The organism is Clostridium sp. MCC328 (assembly GCF_018785465.1).
Classification (GTDB): domain Bacteria; phylum Bacillota; class Clostridia; order Lachnospirales; family Lachnospiraceae; genus Pilosibacter; species Pilosibacter fragilis.
In genome coordinates this window covers 1-23,788 of sequence record NZ_WQPW01000078.1, presented here as the reverse complement: position 1 = coordinate 23,788, position 23,788 = coordinate 1, and the positions used below count along the sequence as shown (strand labels likewise).

Sequence of the window (23,788 nt, the reverse complement as noted above, 5' to 3'; positions counted from 1 at the left end):
TCCTCATACGCCTGTGGTCTGCCAGGCTCCGCACACAACGCGGTCTTTTCCTGCCAGATCCTGAATCACTCTTGTATCCTTAAAGCCATGGTTATCCAGCAGTTCCTTCACCACCATCCCCTGGTCATATCCGATTTCAAAATACACATGTCCTCCCGGCGTCAGATGTTTGGCACATTCTTCTGCCAGAATTCTGTAAAAATAAAGCCCGTCCGCAGTCCCGTCAAGGGCTCCCCGGGGCTCATGGTCCCGTACTTCCGGTTCCAGCTCCTCGATAACTGCGCTGGGGATGTAGGGTGGGTTGGAGACAATCACATTGAATTGTTCTGTCCCCCGGAAGCTGCTGAACATGTCGCTGCGGCGGAATGTTACACCCGTCTGCGACACCCTGCGGACTTCGGAAACCATACGTTCTTCAGAATTGTCCTGTTTATTCTGATTGTTTGTCAGATTCGTGCAATTCTGTATTTGTTCTGTTCTGCTGTTGACTGCATCATTATTTACATCGTTGTTTTCAAGAATCTCTTCTGAATTTCTTTTTGCAACCTTTAACGCCTCTTCCGAGATATCCGCGCCTTCCACATGCGCATATCCGCCAAGCTTCTTCAAGCTCACCGCAATACAGCCGGATCCAGTACACATATCAAGGATCGAAATATCCTTATCCTTCTGCTCCTGCAGCACAAGCTCCACCAGCGTCTCCGTATCCTGCCTCGGGATCAGCACATGTTCATTCACGAAAAATGTGAGTCCCATGAACTCCTGCTGTCCTAAGATCTGCTGGAGCGGGATGCGGGACGCGCGTTTTTCCAATGTGTTCTCATACGCTGACAGTTTCTCTTTCAGCCACAGTTCTACACAGTCCAGCGCGTTTTTGCTCTCCAAAGAATTACCAGTCTGCTCTTGAGCAGCCATTTTCTGTGCCGTGCTTCCGGCAATATTCTCCCTTGCGCAAAGAAAATACTGCGCTCTGGAGATCCCGAAGATCTCCTCAAACAGGTACCAAGCGTCAAGATCCGCCTCCACGATCCCCGCATTCTTTAGGATCTTTTTTCCGTAGTTTAGGATATCTGCCCAGATCTTAAATTCACGCACGCTATTTCCCGCGCATAGATCATCTCCGGACCGGCCTGTTCCAGCCCCGACAGCGTTCTTCATCTCGCTCATGCCGTTATCTCCTGCGCGTTCTTCCCTGTCTGATCTTCTCTCTCAAAATATCCTGCCGGATACTGCTCCGGGAAATTTTCTTCCAGATATTTCTTCCAGTCAAACACAGCCTCGACCGCGACGATCGCTACCTCGATCATCGAGTCATCCGGCTCCTTTGTCGTAAGTCCCTGCATCCACATGCCAGGACGACTGACGATGTCCATGATCTTCGAATTGCTGGTTCCTGCAAGGCGGAGCACCTCATAGGAGACACCCGCGATCACCGGGATCAGGACAATCCGGCTGACGATCCGAAGCCAGATCGTATCTACACGGACCACCATGAAGAACAGGATGCTGATCACCATAACGATCAGAAGGAAGCTCGTTCCGCAGCGCTTATGCTCTTTGGAACTCTTTCTGACGTTCTCCACGTTGAGTACAAGACCATGCTCTAAGCAGTTGATGCATTTATGTTCCGATCCGTGGTACATGAACGTCCGCTTGATGTCCTCCATCCGTGAGATCACCTTAATGTAGGTGATGAAAATCGCAATTCGGATACAGCCTTCAAGAATCGCCATCACAGTCTCAGAGTGGATAAATTTCCGGAAGATTCCCGCGATCAAAAGCGGAAGTACCATAAAGATCGCAATCGCCATAAAGATGGAGAATACCATCACCGCCGACATAACGACATTATCTACTTTTTCACCAAATGTATCGATCAAAAATTTCTCGAACTTTCCCGGTTCCTCGTCCTCCTCATCGTCCTCAAAGAAGCTTGCCGACCATGTCAGGGAACGCATTCCCAGGATCATGGAGTCCGCGAAACTAAAGATTCCTCTCACAAACGGCAGGGAGAAAAACTTTACTTTTTCTGTCATGCTCACATAGGTATCTTTCTTGACAACGATCTCGCCGTCCGGCTTTCTGACAGCCGTGGCGTAATTGTCCTTGTTCTTCATCATGATACCCTCTAATACTGCCTGTCCCCCGATACCGGAATATTTCAAGATTTTACCTCCATATATGTCTCATAGTGTCATACACGAATCGCTCCGCACTGCGTGCTCCCGCGATTCTCCACAAACATTCACAATCCGCTCATTTTTCTTACGAAAAATGGCTGCTTGTTCATGTTTGTGCGGGAATCAAAGATAAAAAATCCCCTGTAAGCAAGCTTGCGTTGATTTTTTCTCCTTGATTCCCTGTATGACAAAAAAGGCTGAGTTTTCAGAGTTATCCAAAAGCTCAACCTTTCACTAATCAAACCTTATTTGTCTGTTTTCATACCATACTTACGGTTGAACATCTCGATACGTCCGCGAGCGGAAGCAGCCTTCTGCTGACCAGTATAGAATGAATGGCATTTGGAACAGATTTCTACGTGAATGTCTTTCTTGGTAGAACCAGTTACAAATTCATTACCGCAGTTACAAACGACCTTGGCCTGATAGTAATTTGGGTGGATTCCCTGTTTCATGATTTTCACCTCTTTAAAATTTTTGGTACATGACTGACAGTCACGTTACGTTAATAAAAAATAATACAGCTTTACAGCCATATGTCCTGTTCCGCCAGAACAGCTTAATAATTATAGCATATGCATACTGCTAATGCAAGTATATTTTCCGCGGTTTTCATGATTTTTGCAGGTTATCCACAATGACCGCAGGCAGCCCGTCATTTTTCCACTTCCCGCTGCTACTGTTCCACAGATTCACAGACATAGAGGGAACATACCTCACCGTTAAAGACCTGGGCACCCGCGTAGAGAGGCTCCCTGTCGTACGTATAGGCAACACTCTTAATATATAGAAGTGGAGCTCCTTTCTTTACTTTCATCAACTTTGCCTCTGCTGCTGTGGCCCGGCATAACTCGATCTGCTTTTCTGACGTGATAACACGCACCTTCGCCTCCTCCTGAAGGCATTCAAACAGAGAGTTATCATCAAACTTCTTCTCCAGGAGGAATGAGTATTTCACTGGGAAATAGTTTCTCTCGATCGTCACCGGTTCACCATCGGCTGTCCGCAGCCGGGAAATATAGATCACGTATGCTCCCGGCTCCAGATTTAACTGTTTCCGAATCTTTTCATCAGCGTGAACCAGCTTGTTCTCCAGCATCTGTCCGCCCGGTTTCATATTCATATGATGACACATCTCTGAGAAACTCTGAAGGTTTTTAATATCTTTCGCAAATTTCTGGCGACAGATAAAAGTTCCCTTTCCCTGTTTTTTCTCGACCAGTCCCTGACTTACCAGATCATCCACAGCTCTGCGGATCGTGATCCGGCTCACTTTATACTGTTCTGCCAGTTCCGCCTCCGTTGGAATTCTTCCTGTTGCATTGTATACTCCGTTTTCAATATCGCGTTTTAGACATTCTACGACCTGTACATATAATGGAACAATGCTGTTTGGATTCATATTTATTTCCATACACCCCTCCTTCTACCCCATTCTTTCAGAGCAGTTAATTATACTAATTAGATATATAATGTTATATACACTATAATACTATTTGTACTATTAGATAGCAAGATATTTTTTCTCTTCGCCTTGTATTTCTAATTTTTTTCTCAAACACAAAACAGGCTGACATCCACATTCCGTAGGCATCAACCTGTCTTATATCTCATTTGTAATTCAAGTCAAACAGCTGTGAGACTGGGCTCCCACGGGGACGCATTTACCAGTATTCACCACTTGAAAGAGGTGAAAGTCTTCTCTGACTGAGATAAATTAATGAGCAATTAATAATCAAATTTCCACATGTAACGACGATAGGTCATCGGATGCATTCTCACATCTGCCATCGCAGAGATGAACTGTTTGGAGATCGGGTGGAACAGAAGAGAGTTAAAGTACTCTGCAACTCTCTCATCCAACTCACCTAAGCCCAGCTCCTCGGCATCAATGATCCAGTGATGTCCGCCGAACTGATTTAAGAAGCGCTCGGCTCTCTCATCCACCGGACGTGTGCGTCCAACGCTCTTAAATAACAGAATTGCCAGATCCTTGTCGCATGTCTCAAATGCGCCATGGAAATATTCACCGGAGTGGATCGGAACACAGTGGACGGTCTGCATCTCCTGGAAGAAGCAGAATGCGTCAGAATAGGAAACTTCCCATGCAGCTCCGCTGGACATTACGTTCCATACGGTGTCATCCTTATATGTCATGGCGAATTTTGCTGCTTCCGCGCGAACATCCTTGTATGCCTTACCGTAGATCGTCTCTAACTTCTCGAAAGCTTCCAGAGCCTGATCATATGCCTCATAATTATCGTACTCTTTTAAGAGCCAGAACGCGATCTTTAATGCTGTACCCTGACTGTTGTAATGAACAAGTGTCGGGTCCTTATACCACTCGTCTGCGTGATAATATGTTACATAATAATCAGCTGTCTGGGCTGTCAGGGAATCCGCGTAACCGGATAATCCGATGGTGACTGCGCCCTTTGCCTTAGCCACTTTCAGCGCTTCTACGGTCTCTGCCGTCGCCTTTGTGGATGTGCCGATCACAAGAGTGTTTTTATCTACGTTCTTCGGGGTCGCATTGACGAACTCGCTGCTGTTGTAACCCTGAACACGGATGGAACTCTCCTGATTTAATAAAAAGCGTGCCGGATAGGAAGATGCGAAAGAGCCTCCGCAGGCTACAAAGATCACCTGCTTTAAGCCGCCGTTTTTATCCAGATCTGCTTTTGCCTTTGTCATCACATTGATGACTTCCTGCATCCCTTTGATCATAGAAATATCCTCTCTTTCTTACAATTGATTTTTATCCACGGAGTGCTTTGGTTGCCTGCTCATCTACATGGTAATCAACTCCATCGGATACAACAACCACACCGTATTCCTTCTTTGCTGCCTCTGCAGATACTTTTTTCTCTCTAACGTCCTTCAATACCTTTTCCGGATCACGTTTCATCGGATCACCGTAACCGCCGGCACCAGGTGTTGTAACACGGATCACATCGCCCTTCTTTAACGGGAAGCTTGTCGTCTTATGGCCCATCTTTGTGACGGTGCCGTCTGTCGCAACGCGGTAGAATGCGCCTGCTGCGCCCTCTTTGCCGCCTGCAAGTCCCCACGGATGGAATTTATGACGATCACCGAGTCCTGTGTATGCCACATCATCCTGCAGCACTTCAAGTTCACGCTCAATTCCAAGACCGCCGCGGAACTGACCTGCTCCGCCCGTATCTTCCTTCAGTTCATATTTTCTGGCAAGGATCTTCGTGAACTCCATCTCTGTTGCCTCGATCGGCATGTTGGATGTATTCGTCATATTTACCTGAACACCCGACAGACCGTCTAAGCCCTTGGAAGCTCCGCCGCCTCCGGCGATAACCTCATGGAAGATAAATACGCTGTCTGTACCGATCGCACCTTCACCAGCTAAGATCGTCGTGGTGCACGCGCCGTTTCCTGCGGTAACCACGGTATCCGGGAAGATCGGAGCCAGGGCACCGAAGATCGCGTCCGGAATTCTCTGCTGGCAGTCGATCTGCGCGCCGATCGGGCTCGGCTCTGTCGGATTTACAATGCAGCCCTTCGGAGCAATGATCTTGATCGCACGGTTGATTCCCTCATTGGCTGGGATATCGTCGCCCATCAGGGCTTTTACTGCGAAAAATACTGCCGCTTTTGTACACGGATACGGTACGTTGATCGGAGCTTTGATCTGATCTGCAGTTCCTGTAAAATCGATCGTTAAATTGTCGCCCTTGATGGTTACTTTTACTTTGATCGGAAGCGGATCCGGATATTTGTCTCCGCAGCCGTCTACATAGTCCGTGTAGTTATACTCGCCGTCCGGAAGCTCTGCAACGACAGCGCGGACACGACGCTCGGAGTAGCCTACCAGTTCCTTCATGCACGCAATCAGGTCATCCTGGTAGCGGGCATATGCCTCCTGGATTCTCTGCACACCGATCAGGTTTGCAGACATCTGTGCAGTCAGGTCTCCCTCACGTTCCTGTGGAACACGGGTATTGTCAAGGAGGAGATCAAGAACGCTGCTGATCGTCTCGTTATTTTCGCGGATACGGATCACCGGAATACGGATACCTTCCTGGAATAAGCTGTCAGCGTCACCGGATGTGGAACCCGGTACTTTACCGCCGATATCGGAATGATGGGCAATGTTTGCGATCCAGCCCACCAGCTTGTCGCCTACAAAGGCCGGAGCCGCGATTACAATATCCGGCAGGTGGTTGCCGCCGCCGTGATACGGGTCGTTAGCGATAAACATATCGCCCGGGCGGACATTTTCTTTTCCGAATTTTTCATAAATATTTGGAACTACACTCAGCATGGAGCCTAACAGTGCAGCTAAACTTTCTACCTGCGCAACGCTGTTTCCATCCGGATCGATCACAGCCGTACAAACGTCACGGCGTTCCTTCATATTGGTGGAGTATGCACTGCGGACAATGATTCCGTAAGTCTCCTCAGCAATGGACATCAGGAGATTGCGGACAACCTCAACAGTTACGGTATCGATCTGCTTTGCCATCTTACTTCTCCTCCTCATCACGAATCTTTAAGTTATGATATCCATCTACATGGATCGTCCAGCCCTTCGGCACTACAAGTGTGGTATCCATCTGTTCGCAGATACACGGACCTGGGATCGCCTGACCCGGAACGAATTCTTCTCTTAAGTATACCGGAGTCTCAATATACTCGTCGCTGTTCTGGAAGAGGACCTGACGGACTTCGATCGGTGCCGGGATCGGTGCTTCCGGATGAAGCTCTGATGCCTTAAGATCCGGTTTGTCGATCACGCCGATCGCGGAAACACGGTAACTTACAAACTGAACGATTGCGTCTTCCTTGCAGTAACCGTAGCTTCTCTTGTGCTCTGCATGGAAATCAGCCAGTGCTTTCTTTAATGTCTCCTCTGTCATCTTTCCAGCCGGTACCGGAATGCTGATCTCGAAGTTCTGACGCTGATAACGCATATCAATAGCAAACTCAAAGTAGCGGCGGTCTGCCGGAACACCTTCTTTGTCTAAAAGACCGGTTCCCTGTTTTACCATATTGTCAAACTGCTCGTTGATGCTGTCTAAGTTGTCAGCCTCACCGTTCATAACTTTTGTTCTGGATAAGTCAAACTTTGTATCAGCTAAGAGTAAACCTAAGCTGCAGAGTGTGCCCGGATGCGGCGGAATAAGAACTTCCTTCATTCCCAGTTCTTTTGCTACTTCGCACGCATGGAGCGGACCTGCGCCGCCGAATGCCATCAGGCTGAATTCGCGGACATCGTAGCCTTTTTCTACGGATACGCTTCGGATCGCACGGACCATGTTGGAGTTAACTACGGTGATGATTCCGTTTGCTGCACGTTTCATATCAAGATTAGATTTATCACAGATCTTTGTCTTGATCGCATTCTTTGCCAGCTCAATATCCACGTCCATTCTGCCGCCGAGGATCTTCTTCTGGTTCAGTTTTCCTAAGACGATGTTTGCATCTGTTACGCACGGATTCTCGCCGCCGCGCATGTAGCATGCCGGTCCAGGAGTTGCGCCGGCACTCTTCGGTCCTACCTTTAACGCGCCGCCGTCATCGATCTTTGCGATGGAGCCGCCGCCGGCACCGATGGTGATGATGTTGATCATCGGGATTCTTGCCGGATATCCCTCAACGTAACGCTCGTTGGATACCTGCGGTGTATAGTTCTCGATCAGAGAAATATCTGCGCTGGTACCGCCCATATCGAATGTAATGATCTTGTCTGCTTCGCACTGTTTGCCGATATAAGCCGCTGCGATAACGCCGGCACTCGGTCCGGATAACGCGGTCTTGATCGGGCAGTCGATCGTCTCTTTAATGGAAATGATGGAACCGTTGGACTGTGTTACATACGGCTCAACCTTGATGCCGAGCTGTGCGATAGACTCGCGGAAGTTGTTTACATACTTCTTCATAACCGGTCCTAAGTAGCTGTTCATGACCGTTGTACTCATACGGCTGAACTCACGGAACTCCGGTGCCAGCTTGCTGGAAATCGTTACGTAAGCTTCCGGGAACTCCTCATGAATGATCTCTTCGATTCTTTCCTCATGAACCGGATTGATGAAGGAGAAGAGGGTGCACACTGCGATAGCAGCAACTCCCTGGGCTTTTAAGTAGCGGACCACTTCTCTGGTCTCTTCCTCATCAAGCGGTGTCTCAATGCTGCCGTCATAGCGGATACGCTCTGTAACGGTGCAGTTTAAGCCAGACGGAACTAACGGATACGGCTTCTGTGCCTGGAGGTTGTAAAGAGACGGACGGCGCTGTGTTCCGATCTCCATCAGGTCTTTAAATCCCTTTGTGGTGATAAGACCAAGGCGGCAGCCTTTCTTTTCGATCAGCGCATTGGTTCCTACTGTGGTACCATGTGCCAGATAGCTGACTGTCTCCGGTTTTGCCTTCTTTATCTCTAATACATCCTGCACACCTTTTACAATTGCCTTGGACGGGTCTGCCGGTGTAGAACTGTCCTTATAATTGAACAATTCGCCGGTTTCCTGATCAAAAACAGAGAAATCTGTAAACGTTCCTCCAACGTCTACGCCAATCATATAAGACATATTATTTCCTCCCATGTATTGGTTGTTTGTAAGCTGCTCTCTCCGAGCATGACTATTTGCATGTCCGGCGCTTCAAGTTGACTTCATACAGCTTGTATTGTTATATATCATTATATATTCTTTAATGATAAAATACTTTATTTTCGACCATTTGTCAATACTATTCTTCATTTCTTTCTCATAACAAGCTGCTCCGATTCTTTCAAGTCGAATGTCCGTGAGACTTGGCGCGTGATTCTTGTCAGCGAAGCCGACATATTCCTATCAGAATCACTGTGCATCCTCGCGGAGCATTTATCTTAGTCGGAGACCTAACTCACACTGAGACAAATTTGCTGCGACTCACCACTTAAAAGAGATGGGAGTTTTCTCGACTAAGATAAATCTTTATACACCTGCGCATATACAGAATCCGGCACTTGAACGCCTCCACCAAAAGCGCCTTTGATCAGACATGTTTTTGCTGAAAAAGCTGCGGCAGTCTTTAATGCTACTGGCAAAATCTTCATTCTTATTTCCGGATCTTCCCAATTTGCTTCTGACTCCTCTTCTAATTTTTTCAAAATTGTCACCAACATGGCCGTCGCAAAGCTGTCTCCCGCCCCCATTGTGTCCACAGGGATCACATAGTCCGGCAGTTGACGGTAAAAATGGTGTCCATCATAAACTGTCGCACCTTTGCTTCCGCGGGTAGCTGTCACAACCCCACAGCCTTTTTCATGCAGTTTTCCGCACAACCTTTCCGTTGCTTCATCGCTTAAATCACTGCAGGAAAGGAACGCAAAATCGATATACGGGCAGACACGGTCCACACGGTCCTCCTCATTCCAGCGATAAGAAAAGTCGTAGCTTACAAATGGTGAAAGCACATGCAGATCAGGAAGCAGATCATCCGTAAATCCATTATTTGTCGTATGGATCAGATCAAAGCCGTCCGCATACTCAAGATCCTCTTTCTCAAGACGGATCGGATGTTTCTGGATTACTCCGCCTTTATTGCTTCCCTTAAACACACGGTCCCCATCGACGATCATCACTCTCGCAAAACCATTTTCTCCGGCATAGCTGCGACAATGGCTGTATCCAACGCTATGGGCGTCGAGTGATGCCTTCACATGACCGGCAATCGCGTCATTTCCAAAAACGCCCATAAAATCTGATTTTACGCCAAGCATACCTGCGTATACCGCAAAATTAACTGCCTGCCCACCTGGATACATCGTCCTCTCATTCAGGTAGATATCACACACATTGTCACCCAAACCCAAAACCTTAACCATTTTTGTATCCTCTTTTTTTACTCAAACAAAAATTTTACCTGGCAGCCAGTCACTTCTGCCGCCCCTGTGGCTACCATGTCCACACCTGTAAAAAATTCTCTGAGATCATCACTGCGAATGTCTTCCTGCTGCTTTACAGTCACCAGGATCTTCGTCAGTTCCGGAACCTTAACCATATCCTCATCGCCTGTTTCCATGATTCTCGTCTCATAGCCAACCTTATCGAATATATCTTTGTTCCCATATGCCAGACCCAGAGTGAAAAATTCCAGCGCCTCTAATGCATTTCCATTTTTGGACAGGGCTTTACCTGTCTGTCTTTGTGCTAATCCATCGTCACACAGACCGGTAAACTCAACCTGCACTTTCCGGGACTTGTTAAAATCAGACAGCTTACTCTCCATATCCATTTTTTGTGCAGACATTTCCCCGTTCTCTACAGTTTTCCTTGCAAGGAGCGGCAGATATGAATATGCTTTTCTCTTTTCCTCAAACTCTTTCCGAACCTGCTCCAAAAGAAGCGGCTGTTCAAATAACTCAGCTCCCGTCAGTGCCATTACCTTTGCCGCTACCAGCATTCCCTTCATGCAGATATCACTGCGCCCTTGGGCAACCTCCTGCCAGGAATGTCCCAACGTATCCTTTATATAGCACGCTGCCACGCACTGTACGGTAGGCGTTGCAAAGCTTACATCGCAAATATCTGTTGAACCAGGCTTATGGACATTAATTTCGCGGAATGGATACAATACATCATTATACGGCTTTCCTTTCACCTGCCTGATAATATCTTCTGCCTGTTCCTCATACAACAGTCGCATTAAATCGAAGGTTGCCTGTTCTCCGTTTTCCGGAAGAGCCTGATGCATATGTTCTGCATATTTCCAGTCTGCTTCCGTCATTGGAACAGTGCCCACTATCTGGTATTTTTTATACATAGTGCGTTCCAGCGTCCGGTTCGGAAGCAGCTCGGTTGTTCCTGTCTTATAATCCGCCGTCAATACGCATCCGGTCATGACAGCCGCGCCGTATGCTGCCATATGTAATAGCTGAAATCCTTCTTTGACCTGGCTGCTCACATGAGCTCGATATGCATATAGAATCCGGGCTTCAGGTACTTCTCCATCGTTTGCATCATCGCCCGGTGAAAGAATTGTAGAACGTACGACAAAGCATGGATCGAGATAATGTCTGACATTTGTCGCGCCCATCAAAAAGATCTGCAGCGCATCAGCAGCGCGTTTTCCCTTAAAACTGTAAATTACTTTTTGCTGCGCGTGAAAGTTGATCGACCATATACCGTTATCGTCTGTCGGATGCCAACTGATCGCTGCGGCGCAATCATCAAATACTCCAGCCTGTTTCATCAGCACTTTTCCGGCACCGCCTTCCTCGGCCGGGCATCCATAAAAACGGACGGTTCCTTTTATTCCAGTTTCCTTTAAATGGTCTTTCACAGCGATCGCAGCAGCGACAGCCGCAGTTCCCAAGGTATGATGACCACACCCGTGTCCGTGTCCGCCCTCGATGATCGGTTCTCTTTCAATGGAATCTGCTTTCTGGCTCAGATTTGGAAGCGCGTCAAATTCTCCCATGAACCCGATTACGGGCTTTCCTTCACCCCAAGAGGCAATAAATGCGGTCGGCAGACCGGCAACCCCTTTTGTCACGGAAAAGCCTTCCTGTTCAAGAAGTGCTGAAAGGCGGGTAGAAGATTTATATTCTTCAAAAATTGGTTCCGCATAATCCCAGATATCAAGAGCAGCATGAATATACTGCTCCCTTTTATCTTCAATTGTCTTCAGAATACTTTCCTGTGTGTTCATCGTTTCCATTCCTCCATCCATGCAAATATCCCTGTTTGGTCACATCACGTCATTTTTCTTCATGCTTTGTTTCTGACTGCTGCTCTTCTGCCAGCCAACATAATACCTGATGTCCCGGTTCAACTGTTACAAACGGCGGTACTGTTTCTGAACATTCTTTTTTTGCATAAGGACAACGCTTATGAAAATGGCATCCTGATGGGGGATCGGCCGGATTTGGGACATCTCCCTGAAGAATGATCCGTTCCCGCTTTACCTCCGGATCAGGCATTGGAATTGCCGACAACAGAGCCTTTGTATATGGATGGACCGGATTCTCATATATCTGTTTTTTATCTGCTATCTCCACAACCCGTCCCAGGTACATAACAGCCACGCGATCGCAGATGTGATGTACAACACTGAGGTCATGAGAAATAAAGATATAAGTCAAATTCAGTTTGTCTTTCAATTCCTTCATCAGATTCAACACCTGCGCTCGTATGGAGACATCCAGTGCCGATACTGGCTCATCACAAATGATCAATTTAGGATTCACCGCCAGTGCTCTTGCGATCCCAAGACGCTGTCTTTGTCCACCGGAAAATTCATGCGGGAAGCGATTAATATACGCACGGTTAATCCCAACCAAATCCATGAGCTTATAAATTCTCTCTTCTTTTTCCTTGCCCTCGCAGATATGAAACACTTCGAGCGGTTCTCCGATAATTTCGCCAACCGTCAATCTTGGATTTAACGAGGCGCCCGGATCCTGAAACACGATCTGCATTTCCCTGCGTTTCAGACGCATTTCTTCTTTCTTTAATCCGCAGATATTAGTGCCTTCAAAAATGACTTCCCCGCTTGTTGGCTCTATCAATCGTAAAATACTTCTTCCGAGTGTTGACTTTCCACAGCCGCTTTCTCCGACAATTCCAAGAATTTCTCCCTGCTTTACCGATAAGTTAATGCCGTCCACGGCTTTTACGCTGCGGCAGTCCTTATTCAGAAAACCAGACTTAACTGAATAATATTTCTTTAAATTTCGTACTTCTAATAAATTCCCTGCCACCTATACCACCTGCTTTCGATTTTCATGTAAAAAGCATCGTACCTTGCGATCACCTATCTGATATAAATCGGGAACTTCTGTTTTGCATCTCTCCGTCGCATAAGGACAACGAGGCCAGAATCCACATCCGGCAGGCATGTCATACAGGCTTGGAACATTTCCTTTTATCACATATAATCTGTCCTTCTGATCGTTAATATTAGGAAGTGCGCTGATCAGACCCTGCGTATATGGATGCAGTGGATCTTTAAACAAGGAATGGACATCACAATATTCCATTACCCTCCCCGCGTACATCACAAGCACATAATCAGCCATTTCCGCAATAACACCCAAATCATGCGTGATCATCATAATAGATGTATTCAGCTTTTTCTGTAGTTTACGCATTAAATCTAAGATCTGCGCCTGGATCGTCACATCAAGAGCCGTTGTCGGTTCATCTGCGATCAAAAGTTCCGGATTGCAAGACAGCGCCATGGCAATCATAACCCTCTGGCGCATTCCTCCGCTCAGTTCATGTGGATATTCGTCCACTCTTTTCTCGGGAGACGGAATACCTACAAGCCTGAGCATTTCGATGGCGCGCTCTCTTACTTCCTTTTTTGAGACTTTCTCATGGGCAGTTATCATTTCTGAAATCTGGGTTCCAACTGTATAGACCGGGTTCAACGATGTCATCGGCTCCTGAAAAATCATCGCGATTTCTTTTCCACGGATTTTTTCCATCTGCTCCGCAGAATAATTCACAATATTTTCCCCTTTAAAGATAATCTCCCCATCTACAACCTTTCCTTCCGGAGGCAATAGCTTTAATATTGACATCGATGTAACGCTCTTTCCGCATCCCGACTCGCCTACGATACCAAGGGTTTCGCCTTTTCGTATGGTGAAATCAACTCCATCGACAGCAGGAACTTTTCCAGTTCGATCAAAGAAATATGTTTTCAGATCTTTTACCTGTAATATTACATCATCCTTCATTACACATTCCTCCCCGCATCTATTTTTTCTTGCTGTCCGCGTATTCAGGGAATAGTTTCAGATAATATATCATGGATTTTTCGAAATCCAGTACTCCTTTGACTGTGCAGTATTCATTGCTGGAATGCTGCCTGGATCCATGTCCCATACCGCCTGTGACGTATGGGATCCCCAATATCTTCTCGAACAGGAAATATGGTGCGGAACCCGGATTCCAGGGCCAGATCTGCGGTCTTGTTCCCATCAGCTCATATGTTTTCTTCAAGGTCTGAACAGAAGAAGAATGATAAGGTACGCTGGACGGATCATATGGCTTTCCATACTCCTCGATCTCGATATCCTGGAAGCCTCTGGAATCCAGATGTTTCCGTACTTTCTTCAGCATTTCGTCCGGCTTCATTCCCGGAACAAGGCGGATATCCATCTTAACCGTTACTTCGTGCGGTAAAAGTGTCTTTGAACCTTCACCGATATAGCCGCCTTTGATACCATCAATATTCAGAGTCGGAACCGTCAGCATCTTTTTCCACAGATCCAGACCGGTTAAGTCCCACTTGAATTTTTTGACGTCATACGCTGTTTTCCACTCTTCTTCATCCAGAAGGTCCGCGGAAGCAGCCAAAGCCTCGTCTTTTTCCTTTTCCAATGGTAAGATTCCATCATAAAAACCATCGATCAAAATTTCATTTTCATTCTCGCCGATCATCGATGAGAGCGCTTTTGTCATTCTCCACACAGGGTTCGCAACCCAGGCTGCAAAAGCGCCATGGATCCCTCGGTCTGTCGGACCGCCCCAGTCTCCGCCTTTTGACTTCAGTTCAAAGCTTACAATTCCCTTCACACCCATAAAGATGGAAGCAATTCTGTTTTCCTCTCCAAATGATGGGAAAAACATTGCATCGCAGTCTTTAAATTTATCCTTGTTGACTTCCAGGAACTCCTGGAGGGATTTGGAGGAAAGTTCCTCCTCCCCCTCTATCAGGAATACAAGGTTTACCGGAAGTTTTCCGGCAATTTTTTTATATGCCTTTATCGCTCTGAAGAAAGCGACTGTCGGTCCCTTTGTATTTACTGCACCACGACCGATAATGCAGTCTCCGTAATCTCTGAACGGATGGATTTCTGCTGCCCACGGATCTGAAATCCAGTCAGGCTCCTCAGCCGGAAGCACATCGTACATGCTGTAGATAAGAAGCGTGTGCTCTGCTTTTTCATCAATGCGACCGTAAACAATGGGATTACCAGGTGTCTCAATCAGCTCAGAAGTGCCGCCGCACTCTTCGATCATTTCCTTCACGCGTTCCGCTGTTTCCCGGATACCTTCCCCTGTCGCTGAAATGGATTTCATACGCATAAAATCCTGGACAGCCTTTAAGTCATTATCAAAATTCTCGTCAAGATATGTCAATACTTCCTCGATTTTCAGTCCTTCCATCGCTATGCTATCTCCTTTCCGTCCACGGATCAATCTGCAAGTTTCCATTTCCATACTTCGAAATTAAACCATACAAAATTCTCGATCGGAACTTCTGCTAAACGTTTTGAATATGCCCATAAATCATTCTGATGGTATAACCAGATATACGGCTGATCTTCTACTAATGCTTCCTGATATGCGTCATAGCACTTTTTCCGCTCTTCCTTTGTTACTTTAGAAGCGCCTTCGTTAGCCAGATCAAACCACTTTGGATCTTTTACAAGTGAATAGTTTCTTGCGTCATTCGGTTTTAAAATTACGCTGCTTTCGTTCGGATCGATATTACTTCCGCCTCCGAGAAGACCTAAATCAGCTTTTCCTTCGCGGAGCATCTGAAGTAATGTAGTGAAATCATATGTCTCAATTTTTACTTTCACACCGATTTTTTCAAGGTCCTGTTGGATTAGGAGCGCAGACTGCTCTCTTACCTGATTTCCTTTCGGAACGATCATCAGATACTCTTTGTCAAAATTAAATCCTGCTTCTTTCAGCATTGTCTCTGCTGCTTCCGGGTCATATGTATTAGGTTTCAGGTTCTCATCATAATACGGATGATATTTTGGCATCGGTCCGACAGCAACCTGACCTTCTCCCAGCATCAGCTGATCAACCATCACCTGTTTGTTGATCGCTTTATCAAATGCATTTCTCACCTTCGCGTCCTGGAAATCAGGATCCTCGTCAGACAGATTAAATAACATATACTGATAAGAATAATCTTCTACAGAAGCAGCCACAAGAGAGTCTGAGCCCTTGACAGTTGCCCAGTCGGATAACGGGATACTTCCCATGCCAACCACATCAATATCTCCATTTAAGAGTCCTGCTGTCAGGTTTGCTGCCGGCACAACACGAACGACTAATGTCTTAAAATCAGGGCATCCCTGATAATAGTCTTCAAATGCTTCCATCTCTAAAGTCTCACCTGCAGTATCTTTCACATATTTAAATGGTCCGGCACCAACTGGACTTGTCCAGAAAGAAGAGTTATTGATATCCGCATAATTCCCAGTATCTAAAATATGTTCCGGAAGAACATAAAGGAAGCTTAAGAATGCGTTTAAAATAGTATCCTGATCCTTCGGCTCTTTAAATGAAAATTTTACCGTGTAATCATCGACAGCTTCTACACCTACCTGATCTGTGTCTGCTGCAACGCCGTCATCATCGGTTCCCGCTAACACATTAAACGCGGAACGATAATAGTTATCCACATCTGGATTCGTCATTGCCTTACAGGTAAATACAATGTCATTTGCCGTCAGTTTTTCTCCGTCATGCCACAATGCATTTTCAGCTAATTTGAAAGTCATCGACTTGTTATCATCTGCTATTTGCCACTCAGTCGCAAGGCGGGGTTCGATAACTCCATCATGTGTTCTTGTAACCAGACGTTCAAATAATTGATCTGCTACCGCGTTTCCGTAATTTCCTGACGTATTGTAAATATTCAATGTGTCCCAGGAAGAAATAACTGCCATCGTTACTACTTCATCTTTAGGACCTTTCTGCGCTGTTTCTGTTCCCGTTTTTTCCGCTGCAGCCGTTGTTTCCGTTTTCCCTTCTGTCTGTGTGGTCGTTGTACCACTTCCTCCGCATCCGGACAGCGCTGTCATTGCCGCTAATAAAATTGCCAGCATTTTTGTCGTCTTCTTCATTTTCTTTTCTCCTCCTATAATTATTTTTTTGCTGTTTTCGGATCTAACGCATCCCGCAAACCGTTTCCAATAAAGTTAATCGAAAGAATTGTGATTACCAGTGCCAGTCCCGGCGGAACCCACATCCATGGACGGCTGGTCAAGATCGTGATGGACTGTGCATTATAAAGCATATTTCCCCAGGAAGCAGCCGGCGGCTGAACACCCATTCCAAGGAAGCTTAACGAAGATTCCAAAATAATCGCGGAGGCGATCCGAAATGTAATGGAAATAAAAATCGGAGCGACCGCGTTCGGAAGGATATATCTGGTAATGATCAACTTGTCTTTTGCTCCAATCGCCACAGCACCTTCAATGTAATCCTTTTCTCTTATGCTCAAAACACTTCCATAAATCTGTCTTGCGAATTTCGGCCATCCGAGCACACCTATCACAACCGTGACGGTGACAATTGACGGACCAAACATGGATACCAGAAACAAAATCAGAATCGTGGATGGAAATGACATGAAAATATCTGACAGACGCATTACCACAACTTCAAATGCCCCACGATAAAATGCTGCCAGCATACCCAGAGGAATTCCCACGATCACGCTGACCGCCGTGGAAAAAATTCCAACTGCCAAAGACACCCGGCCACCGTAAAGTAATCGGCTTAATACATCTCTGCCGACATCGTCTCCTCCCAACAGATGTTTCGCGCTAGGCGGCATATTGAATGCCAACGGATCGATCTCAGCTTCCGAAAACGGAAGGAACGGAGGAGCTATGATAACGATCAGTGTGATAAGCACCAGTGTGAAAAAACCGATTACCGCCAATTTGTTGTTACAATACCTCTTGATAAAGTTTTTCGCTTTCGACTCTTTTTTACTGTCTTCCACCTTTCTCACCTCCCTTAATTATACCGGATCCGTGGATCAAGAATTCCGTAAACAAGATCTGTTAAAATATTAAATACCAGCACCGCAATTGCGACCAACACTGTAATCCCCATAACAACCGGATAATCTCTGGCATCTATGGACTTGATCATCAGGCTTCCGATTCCCGGCCAGGAAAAAACCTGCTCCGTGACAACTGCTCCGCCAATCAGCAGCGGTATTTCCATACCAAGATATGTAACCACCGGTATCAAAGAATTTCGCAGCACATGTTTTATTATAACTTTCTTTTCTTTGATTCCTTTTGATCGTGCTGTTCTGACGAAATCCTCCCTCATAACCTCCAGCATGCTGCTTCTTGTATACTGGATCAGACTTCCCACTAGCTGCATTGCCAGGACAACCGACGGCATAAATAAATGACACAATAATGAACCTATGGTCTCCTTTTTTCCAACATCGTACATGCCGCCAATAGGAAGGACTTTTAATTTCACTGAAAAAACATATAAAAAAATCAATGCCAGGAAGAAGCTCGGAGTTGAAGTCGCCAGGAATGAAAATACCGACGAACCATTGTCCCAGCCTTTATTCTGATATCTTGCTGACTGAACTCCTAATGGGATTGAGATCAGACAGGCAATGATCACTGCCGCAAAGGTCAACAGAATTGTCGGACCAAGACCTTCCAAAATCATTTGCATTACCGGCTGTCCTGTTCTGTATGAATCTCCCAGATTTCCCTGGAAAAAGTTTTTGATCCAGGTGAAATACTGGATATACAACGGTTGATCCAGACCAAGCTTTATCCGCTGTCGTTCAACTTCTGCCGCTGAAATATTCTGGTTGTTGAGCAACAACTCTAATGGGCTTCCGGACGCCATAGAAGAAATTAAAAAAACCAGAACTGTAATTCCAAAGAAAGTTGGTATTGCTATCAAAGCACGCCGTAATACATACTTTTTCATTCTATTTCTCCCTTCCATTGATTAAGAAAACATTTGCATATGCTATATAACATTATATAATATTAGATACGTCTATATTATCATTCAAATGCTGATTTGTCAAATAATTTTGTACTCTGACATATTTTTTTTAGTCAGATTCTGTTATCCGGATTTTTTTTCACAAAGTGTACCGAAGAACGATCATATCCTTATGCCGCACCATCGAAAATATATATCCGGATTCTGCACGGATCACCGCATGGCTGACCATTTGATTTCATGTTTATACAACACATCATGTAACATCATGACTTTATATGATTCAGTATAAATAAATTGTGAACAATCAACATTTTTCTATTCTTTTTTATTTTTAGTTCAGAAAATGCATACCACGTGTACAGTAATGTAATTTTTACAATTCTTCAGCCATGTTTTTCCATACTGTGGTATAACCGTTCTGCAAAAAATACAGCTGAATTCAGGAATCCCAGAGCAAAGCTAACCAGAATCAGGATCCCTGGATGGAACATATCACACAGTCTGCCTCCCACCAGGTTTGCAAGGACTGTTCCCACCACACTGCTGACGGTCAGTCCCATTGAAATACTGAAGCTGCGCAGGCGCTCATCCGCCGCCTCCGCAAAGCACTCCACGCTGACACTCATGTAGAACGCAAAACTGGCACACTGCAGCATCTGCCCCAGATAAAGGGCCCATGTACCGGAAAACAGCAGAAAGCAGAGCGGCCTGAGGAGATTTGTGATCAGAGCGATCGCCATTCCCAAAAGGGCATGGGAATTCTTCTTTTTCCATGCAAAAGCCAGCAGCATAAGACCTGCAAACTCCACTGCCGCTCCTGCCCCACAGACATTTCCATATGTCTCCGCATCTCCGCCCAGTTCCACGATGATCAGGGAGAGAAAGCTTCCCACCAGACGGTGGCTGAACCAGTAAAATGTGATGATCCCCAGCCAGAACAGAAAACGACTGTTCTGCACCAGAGTATGAAATGCCTGGAAAAAGGAGAGACTTTTCTCTTTCTCCTCCTGTTTCCGGCAATTCCCGAGACTGGTATCCGGAAGAAGAAGGAGACATGGGATCATGAAGAGAAATATCACCATTTGTACGAGAAAATAGCCATCCCAGCCTCTGTGTTTAAAATAGTATCCACCAATCACCGACATCACCGCATACCCGATGGACCCGCCGGCACGAACCCGGCTGTAGATCAGATCCGGCTGTTTTTCCCGGCTGATATTGACCCAGGCATCCATCAGCTGACTGAACGGATAAACGATCCCGGCAGACAGGACCATCCCAGGAAGCATGATCCAGGGCTGGTCCATATATTTTGTACAGAAGATACACAGCGCTGAGATCATTCCGATAAGCAGAAGAAGATACCGCCTTGTCGGAAGAAATGTGTCCGTGATATAACCGCCCACCGGCTCCATCAGAAGATTTGCCAGAAATGTCAGGCTGGTGATGATTCCGCAGACCGTGGCGCTGTAGGCGCGTTCCGTCAAAAACAGGACCGTATAGCTGGAAAATACGCAGTATGCGGCATAGTAAATAAAGTATGCAGAAAAAAACAGAACCGTATAGTGAGAGCCGCTGTTTATTCCAGCGGCCCTCTCGCGTCTCATCATAAAACCTCCAATGGAACAGATGCCAGCAGTAACCTCCTGTTAAAAATACAGTTACCGTCCTGCCATCCTTCCTCATAGAAGCAGTACACCGGACCTGTTCCCGCCAGGTCAGACGCCCCGCCCTCTTCTGCCAGAAGGAAACCATCGTCCCAGTTTTTTCCATCATCTGCACTGATGCGGATCGTCAGTTTCTGACGGGCGTCAAGACTCCACCGGACCGCCTCGCCGTTCTTCTGGCGCTCCAGTGCCGGTTCATCTCCGTAAGCGCAGTTGACAAAAGCCATCTGTCCGTCTGGAAGTGTAAGCAGCGCTCCACCGCAGATCGGATCCGGAAGTTTTTCGTTCAGCCATGGTGCTCCCCACCGGACCGCATCCTGTCCTTTCTCCGTTTTTCTGCTCTCACAGAACGCTCTTCTCCGCACTCCCGGGATCTCATGGCGCATGGTGGCAAGCAGAGTTCCGTCGCTCCGCTCCGCCACGGAGCTCTCGGTTGGATCACCGATTCCATTCTCCGCTGGAACCGTATTGCTGCAGTGCCACGTCCCACCCCAGTCATCGCTGGAAAGGCAGGCAAAGCAGGCCGGGAGGTGCGCATTCTCTCCACGGCTCAGCCACAGCGGCAGTATCAGGGTTCCATCTTTTTTGCAGATTCCATGTCCCGGAGCAATGGCCCACAGCGTCACCGGCCATTCCTTTCGGAAACCGTCGATCAGAGATGTCAGCTCACGCTCCTCTCCAAAGGTTTCCCCATTATCACGGCTTTCCCTGAGAAACAGTCTTTGATAGTCCTGACACCAGAAGAAATATACTCTTCCCTCCGGTGCTGCGATCAGTAAAGGATTATGAAGAAGTTCTTCTCCTTTCGGTGATACCATTGTGATCCGCTCTCCTGCGGGCTGCGGCTGTCCGTCCTTTATCTGATATCTCCTGAAGAATAAACTTCTGCGGTTTCCTCCGGCTTCCCTGCCCTCATATGTCAGGAGCAGATCCCCGTTGGAAGCCGTAACGATTCCCGGGACACGGTAAGAGTCAAAGCCATGTTCCCCATTTTCCTCCACCAAAACCTTAACACAAGTCTTCTCCGCCATCATTTTTCCTCCCCACTTTACTCCTGCATTGGAAAATCACAGTTAAACTGTGTTACATACTTGTCCATTCCGGACGCGGAATATAAAACCATTGTACAGCAGCTGCCAAAATCTCCGGTCCGCACTACTGCCTTAGCATTTTTCATTGTCTCCATCAGGCGCTCCTGGCTGATCGTTCCGCCCGGAAGCTGAGGCACGAGAGACTGGATCTTCTGATACATCGCATCATTGTACTGCGGCATCAGCTCAAATACTTCATAGCGCTCCGCAACCAGATCATTCAGGATCGCGCACATCGTCTGCACCAGCGTCGGAACTCCCCGCACGAGAGAGACATCGATCACATTACATCCATCCGGAATTGGCATATTCGCGTCACAGATCACGATCGCATCCTTATGTCTCGCTGTCGCCAGCGCATATCCAAGCTCCGCATTGATCACCGTGTGTTTAATCATTTAATTTCTCCTTTCGTTAAATACGTTATATAACATCATCATTTTATATGACCAGTATAGAGGAATCTGAAAAAAAGGTCAATATTTCTTTTTTCTTTTTTTTAATAACATTTAAACTATAAATGAGCAAATTTGAAAAACTGCACTATTAAGTCTTTCACATGCAGACATTAAGAATATTAAACGAATCAATGTCCGTGTTACATGCACAATAAGTCATAATTTTTGTGCACTTTTCGGTATTTGCTCATTTATAGATTTAAAATTAAAAAAAGAAGATGCATCTTTGGTGGTATGTTAATACCTTTTTGTCCAACAGGACGTCCCATCAAAATTTCCTGTTACATAAGAAAAAGCCCTGTAAGCTGTTTATATCAACAGTTTACAAGGCTTAGGGGCCTTTTTCTTGATTTTCCAGGTTATTTTCACTTTTCTGCAATCAATGTATTATAAAACTCTTCAAACACATCTGCTGCAAGACAGACAGTTTCCAGACAGCGTACATCGTCTTTCTTATAGATCTTTACCAGCTCTGAGCAGTCTGTGTTTCCAAGCTTCTTTCGGAATTCATCTACAAGGTCCGCGCATGTATCCTTAAAACCATCGGTTGCATGGGCACGGGTCTTTACCGTCAGCCGTCCCAGCGCTGCCATTGCGCCGCATAATGCACCGCAGGAGGAGCCGCATCCCATGCCGCCGCCAAACGCACTGACCAGCTTGAAATCATCCTCCGTAAGACCGATCCCGTATTCCTCGTCAATACATCGTAAGATCGCCTCCGCACAATTATAATCCTGTTCCAGATAGTATTTTTTTACGTTATCTCTCAGCATATTCTCTTCCTCCGGTTCTTTTTTCTGACTGAGTCCCAATTCTCTCGTGACATACTCCCTCCACTTAGCTAACGCTTGAAGTGGGGGCTTCTCGTTCGATTGCCCTATTGGGCAAAGCATAGGCGAGCTATCCCCGTGTGTCCCACGGTTCTGTTATTATGAGCGGGACTGTTTCGTATCTACGCAGTCCCGAACAAAATCTACGTTTTGGAGGAGATCAGGAAATTTTTCTTTCTGTATCAAGTTCAACTCCCGATATTCTCAATCCTTCCCTGCAAATATTGATAGCTGCATTCTCATCACGGTTCATCTGATTTCCGCAGGTGCATCTATAAATGCGGTCTTCCAGTTTCAGTTCCTTTTTGAGTTTTCCGCAACAGCTGCAAATTTTTGAACTGGGATACCACTTATCGATACGAACCAGTTTCTTGCCGGCACGTTCTAATTTGTAGGAAAGAAAATCAGTAAACATTCCCCATCCATTATCATGAACACTCGTTTCGAACCTTGAATCCTGGCTCATTTCTTTCATGTTCAAAGATTCTATGCACACAAGATCGTAAAAATTGGTTATCTTTCTGGATTCCTTGTGCAGATAATCTTTCCGCTGACGTGCGATATGAGCATGGAGTCTGGCTATTTTCTTTTTCTGTTTCATGTAACGGCTGCTACCCTTTTTACAATGACTCAGCCTGCGCTGCTCCCTTGCAAGTTTTTCCTGTGATTTTCGGAAAAAGTGGGGATAATCCGCATGAGCTCCATGGGAATCTACATACAATTCGCTCATGGAAAAATCAAGTCCGATTGCGGTTTTTACTGACCTGATTTCATGTTCCGGTTCTTCTGCCGCATACAGTAATGATACATAATACTTGTCATCTGCTTCCTGGCTGACGGTGGC

At 46.2% G+C, this 23,788-nt stretch carries 20 protein-coding genes and 1 pseudogene; all 21 read right to left on the bottom strand.

The window, feature by feature from the left end:
- Window positions 1-3: 3 nt before the first annotated feature.
- Entirely contained in the window at window positions 4-1,167 is a 1,164-nt protein-coding gene (locus GPK83_RS12010) for a HemK/PrmC family methyltransferase (protein WP_252196338.1), read from the bottom strand.
- Window positions 1,164-2,165 carry a DUF1385 domain-containing protein gene (locus GPK83_RS12005; RefSeq protein ID WP_021905622.1) on the bottom strand — a complete coding sequence of 334 codons (1,002 nt, stop codon included), beginning with the start codon at window positions 2,163-2,165 and terminating at the stop codon, window positions 1,164-1,166. The genes GPK83_RS12010 and GPK83_RS12005 overlap by 4 nt, the downstream gene beginning before the upstream one ends.
- Before the next feature lie 260 nt (window positions 2,166-2,425).
- On the bottom strand, window positions 2,426-2,635 hold the full coding sequence (gene rpmE, locus GPK83_RS12000; protein WP_015552500.1) for a 50S ribosomal protein L31: 210 nt from the start codon (window positions 2,633-2,635) through the stop codon (window positions 2,426-2,428).
- A 221-nt stretch (window positions 2,636-2,856) separates the two neighbouring features.
- The gene (locus GPK83_RS17150) at window positions 2,857-3,594 is read right to left on the bottom strand and encodes a GntR family transcriptional regulator (protein WP_273482963.1); all 738 of its coding nucleotides are present in this window, start codon (window positions 3,592-3,594) and stop codon (window positions 2,857-2,859) included.
- Between the two features lie 314 nt (window positions 3,595-3,908).
- Window positions 3,909-4,907, bottom strand: a complete 999-nt coding sequence (locus GPK83_RS11990) for an SIS domain-containing protein (protein WP_215704876.1) — start codon at window positions 4,905-4,907, stop codon at window positions 3,909-3,911.
- 31 nt (window positions 4,908-4,938) lie between these two features.
- Window positions 4,939-6,678 (bottom strand): hydantoinase B/oxoprolinase family protein, encoded by a 1,740-nt coding sequence (locus GPK83_RS11985; protein ID WP_118514021.1) that lies wholly within the window; start codon window positions 6,676-6,678, stop codon window positions 4,939-4,941.
- Window position 6,679: 1 nt separating this feature from the next.
- A complete protein-coding gene (locus tag GPK83_RS11980) occupies window positions 6,680-8,743 on the bottom strand; it encodes a hydantoinase/oxoprolinase family protein (RefSeq protein ID WP_215704875.1) in 2,064 nt (687 codons plus the stop codon).
- A gap of 374 nt (window positions 8,744-9,117) precedes the next feature.
- Window positions 9,118-10,023: a PfkB family carbohydrate kinase gene (locus GPK83_RS11975; protein WP_215704874.1), complete on the bottom strand. Its 906-nt coding sequence runs from the start codon at window positions 10,021-10,023 to the stop codon at window positions 9,118-9,120.
- A gap of 17 nt (window positions 10,024-10,040) precedes the next feature.
- A complete protein-coding gene (locus GPK83_RS11970) occupies window positions 10,041-11,849 on the bottom strand; it encodes an amidohydrolase (protein ID WP_215704873.1) in 1,809 nt (602 codons plus the stop codon).
- Window positions 11,850-11,898: 49 nt separating this feature from the next.
- Entirely contained in the window at window positions 11,899-12,900 is a 1,002-nt protein-coding gene (locus tag GPK83_RS11965; protein WP_117552679.1) for a dipeptide ABC transporter ATP-binding protein, read from the bottom strand.
- Window positions 12,901-13,884 (bottom strand): ABC transporter ATP-binding protein, encoded by a 984-nt coding sequence (locus GPK83_RS11960; protein WP_117472448.1) that lies wholly within the window; start codon window positions 13,882-13,884, stop codon window positions 12,901-12,903.
- A gap of 19 nt (window positions 13,885-13,903) precedes the next feature.
- Window positions 13,904-15,319, bottom strand: a complete 1,416-nt coding sequence (locus GPK83_RS11955; protein ID WP_215704872.1) for a M20/M25/M40 family metallo-hydrolase — start codon at window positions 15,317-15,319, stop codon at window positions 13,904-13,906.
- Window positions 15,320-15,348: 29 nt separating this feature from the next.
- Window positions 15,349-17,019: an ABC transporter substrate-binding protein gene (locus GPK83_RS11950; protein WP_215704871.1), complete on the bottom strand. Its 1,671-nt coding sequence runs from the start codon at window positions 17,017-17,019 to the stop codon at window positions 15,349-15,351.
- A gap of 20 nt (window positions 17,020-17,039) precedes the next feature.
- Window positions 17,040-17,906, bottom strand: a complete 867-nt coding sequence (locus tag GPK83_RS11945) for an ABC transporter permease (RefSeq protein WP_215704870.1) — start codon at window positions 17,904-17,906, stop codon at window positions 17,040-17,042.
- Window positions 17,907-17,920: 14 nt separating this feature from the next.
- Window positions 17,921-18,604 carry an ABC transporter permease gene (locus GPK83_RS11940; protein WP_252196341.1) on the bottom strand — a complete coding sequence of 228 codons (684 nt, stop codon included), beginning with the start codon at window positions 18,602-18,604 and terminating at the stop codon, window positions 17,921-17,923.
- Between the two features lie 24 nt (window positions 18,605-18,628).
- Window positions 18,629-18,874 (bottom strand): annotated as a pseudogene (locus GPK83_RS16920) (ABC transporter permease); the annotation flags it as partial.
- A gap of 407 nt (window positions 18,875-19,281) precedes the next feature.
- Window positions 19,282-20,505: an MFS transporter gene (locus tag GPK83_RS11935; protein ID WP_215704869.1), complete on the bottom strand. Its 1,224-nt coding sequence runs from the start codon at window positions 20,503-20,505 to the stop codon at window positions 19,282-19,284.
- Entirely contained in the window at window positions 20,505-21,596 is a 1,092-nt protein-coding gene (locus GPK83_RS11930) for a sialidase family protein (protein ID WP_215704868.1), read from the bottom strand. The genes GPK83_RS11935 and GPK83_RS11930 overlap by 1 nt, the downstream gene beginning before the upstream one ends.
- Window positions 21,597-21,613: 17 nt before the next feature.
- The gene (locus GPK83_RS11925; protein WP_118297519.1) at window positions 21,614-22,054 is read right to left on the bottom strand and encodes an RbsD/FucU family protein; all 441 of its coding nucleotides are present in this window, start codon (window positions 22,052-22,054) and stop codon (window positions 21,614-21,616) included.
- A gap of 425 nt (window positions 22,055-22,479) precedes the next feature.
- Complete coding sequence (locus GPK83_RS11920) at window positions 22,480-22,887, bottom strand: C-GCAxxG-C-C family (seleno)protein (protein ID WP_215704867.1); 408 nt, start codon at window positions 22,885-22,887, stop codon at window positions 22,480-22,482.
- 217 nt (window positions 22,888-23,104) lie between these two features.
- The coding region (locus tag GPK83_RS11915) for an RNA-guided endonuclease TnpB family protein (RefSeq protein ID WP_215704866.1) at window positions 23,105-23,788 on the bottom strand (684 nt) is incomplete at its 5' end.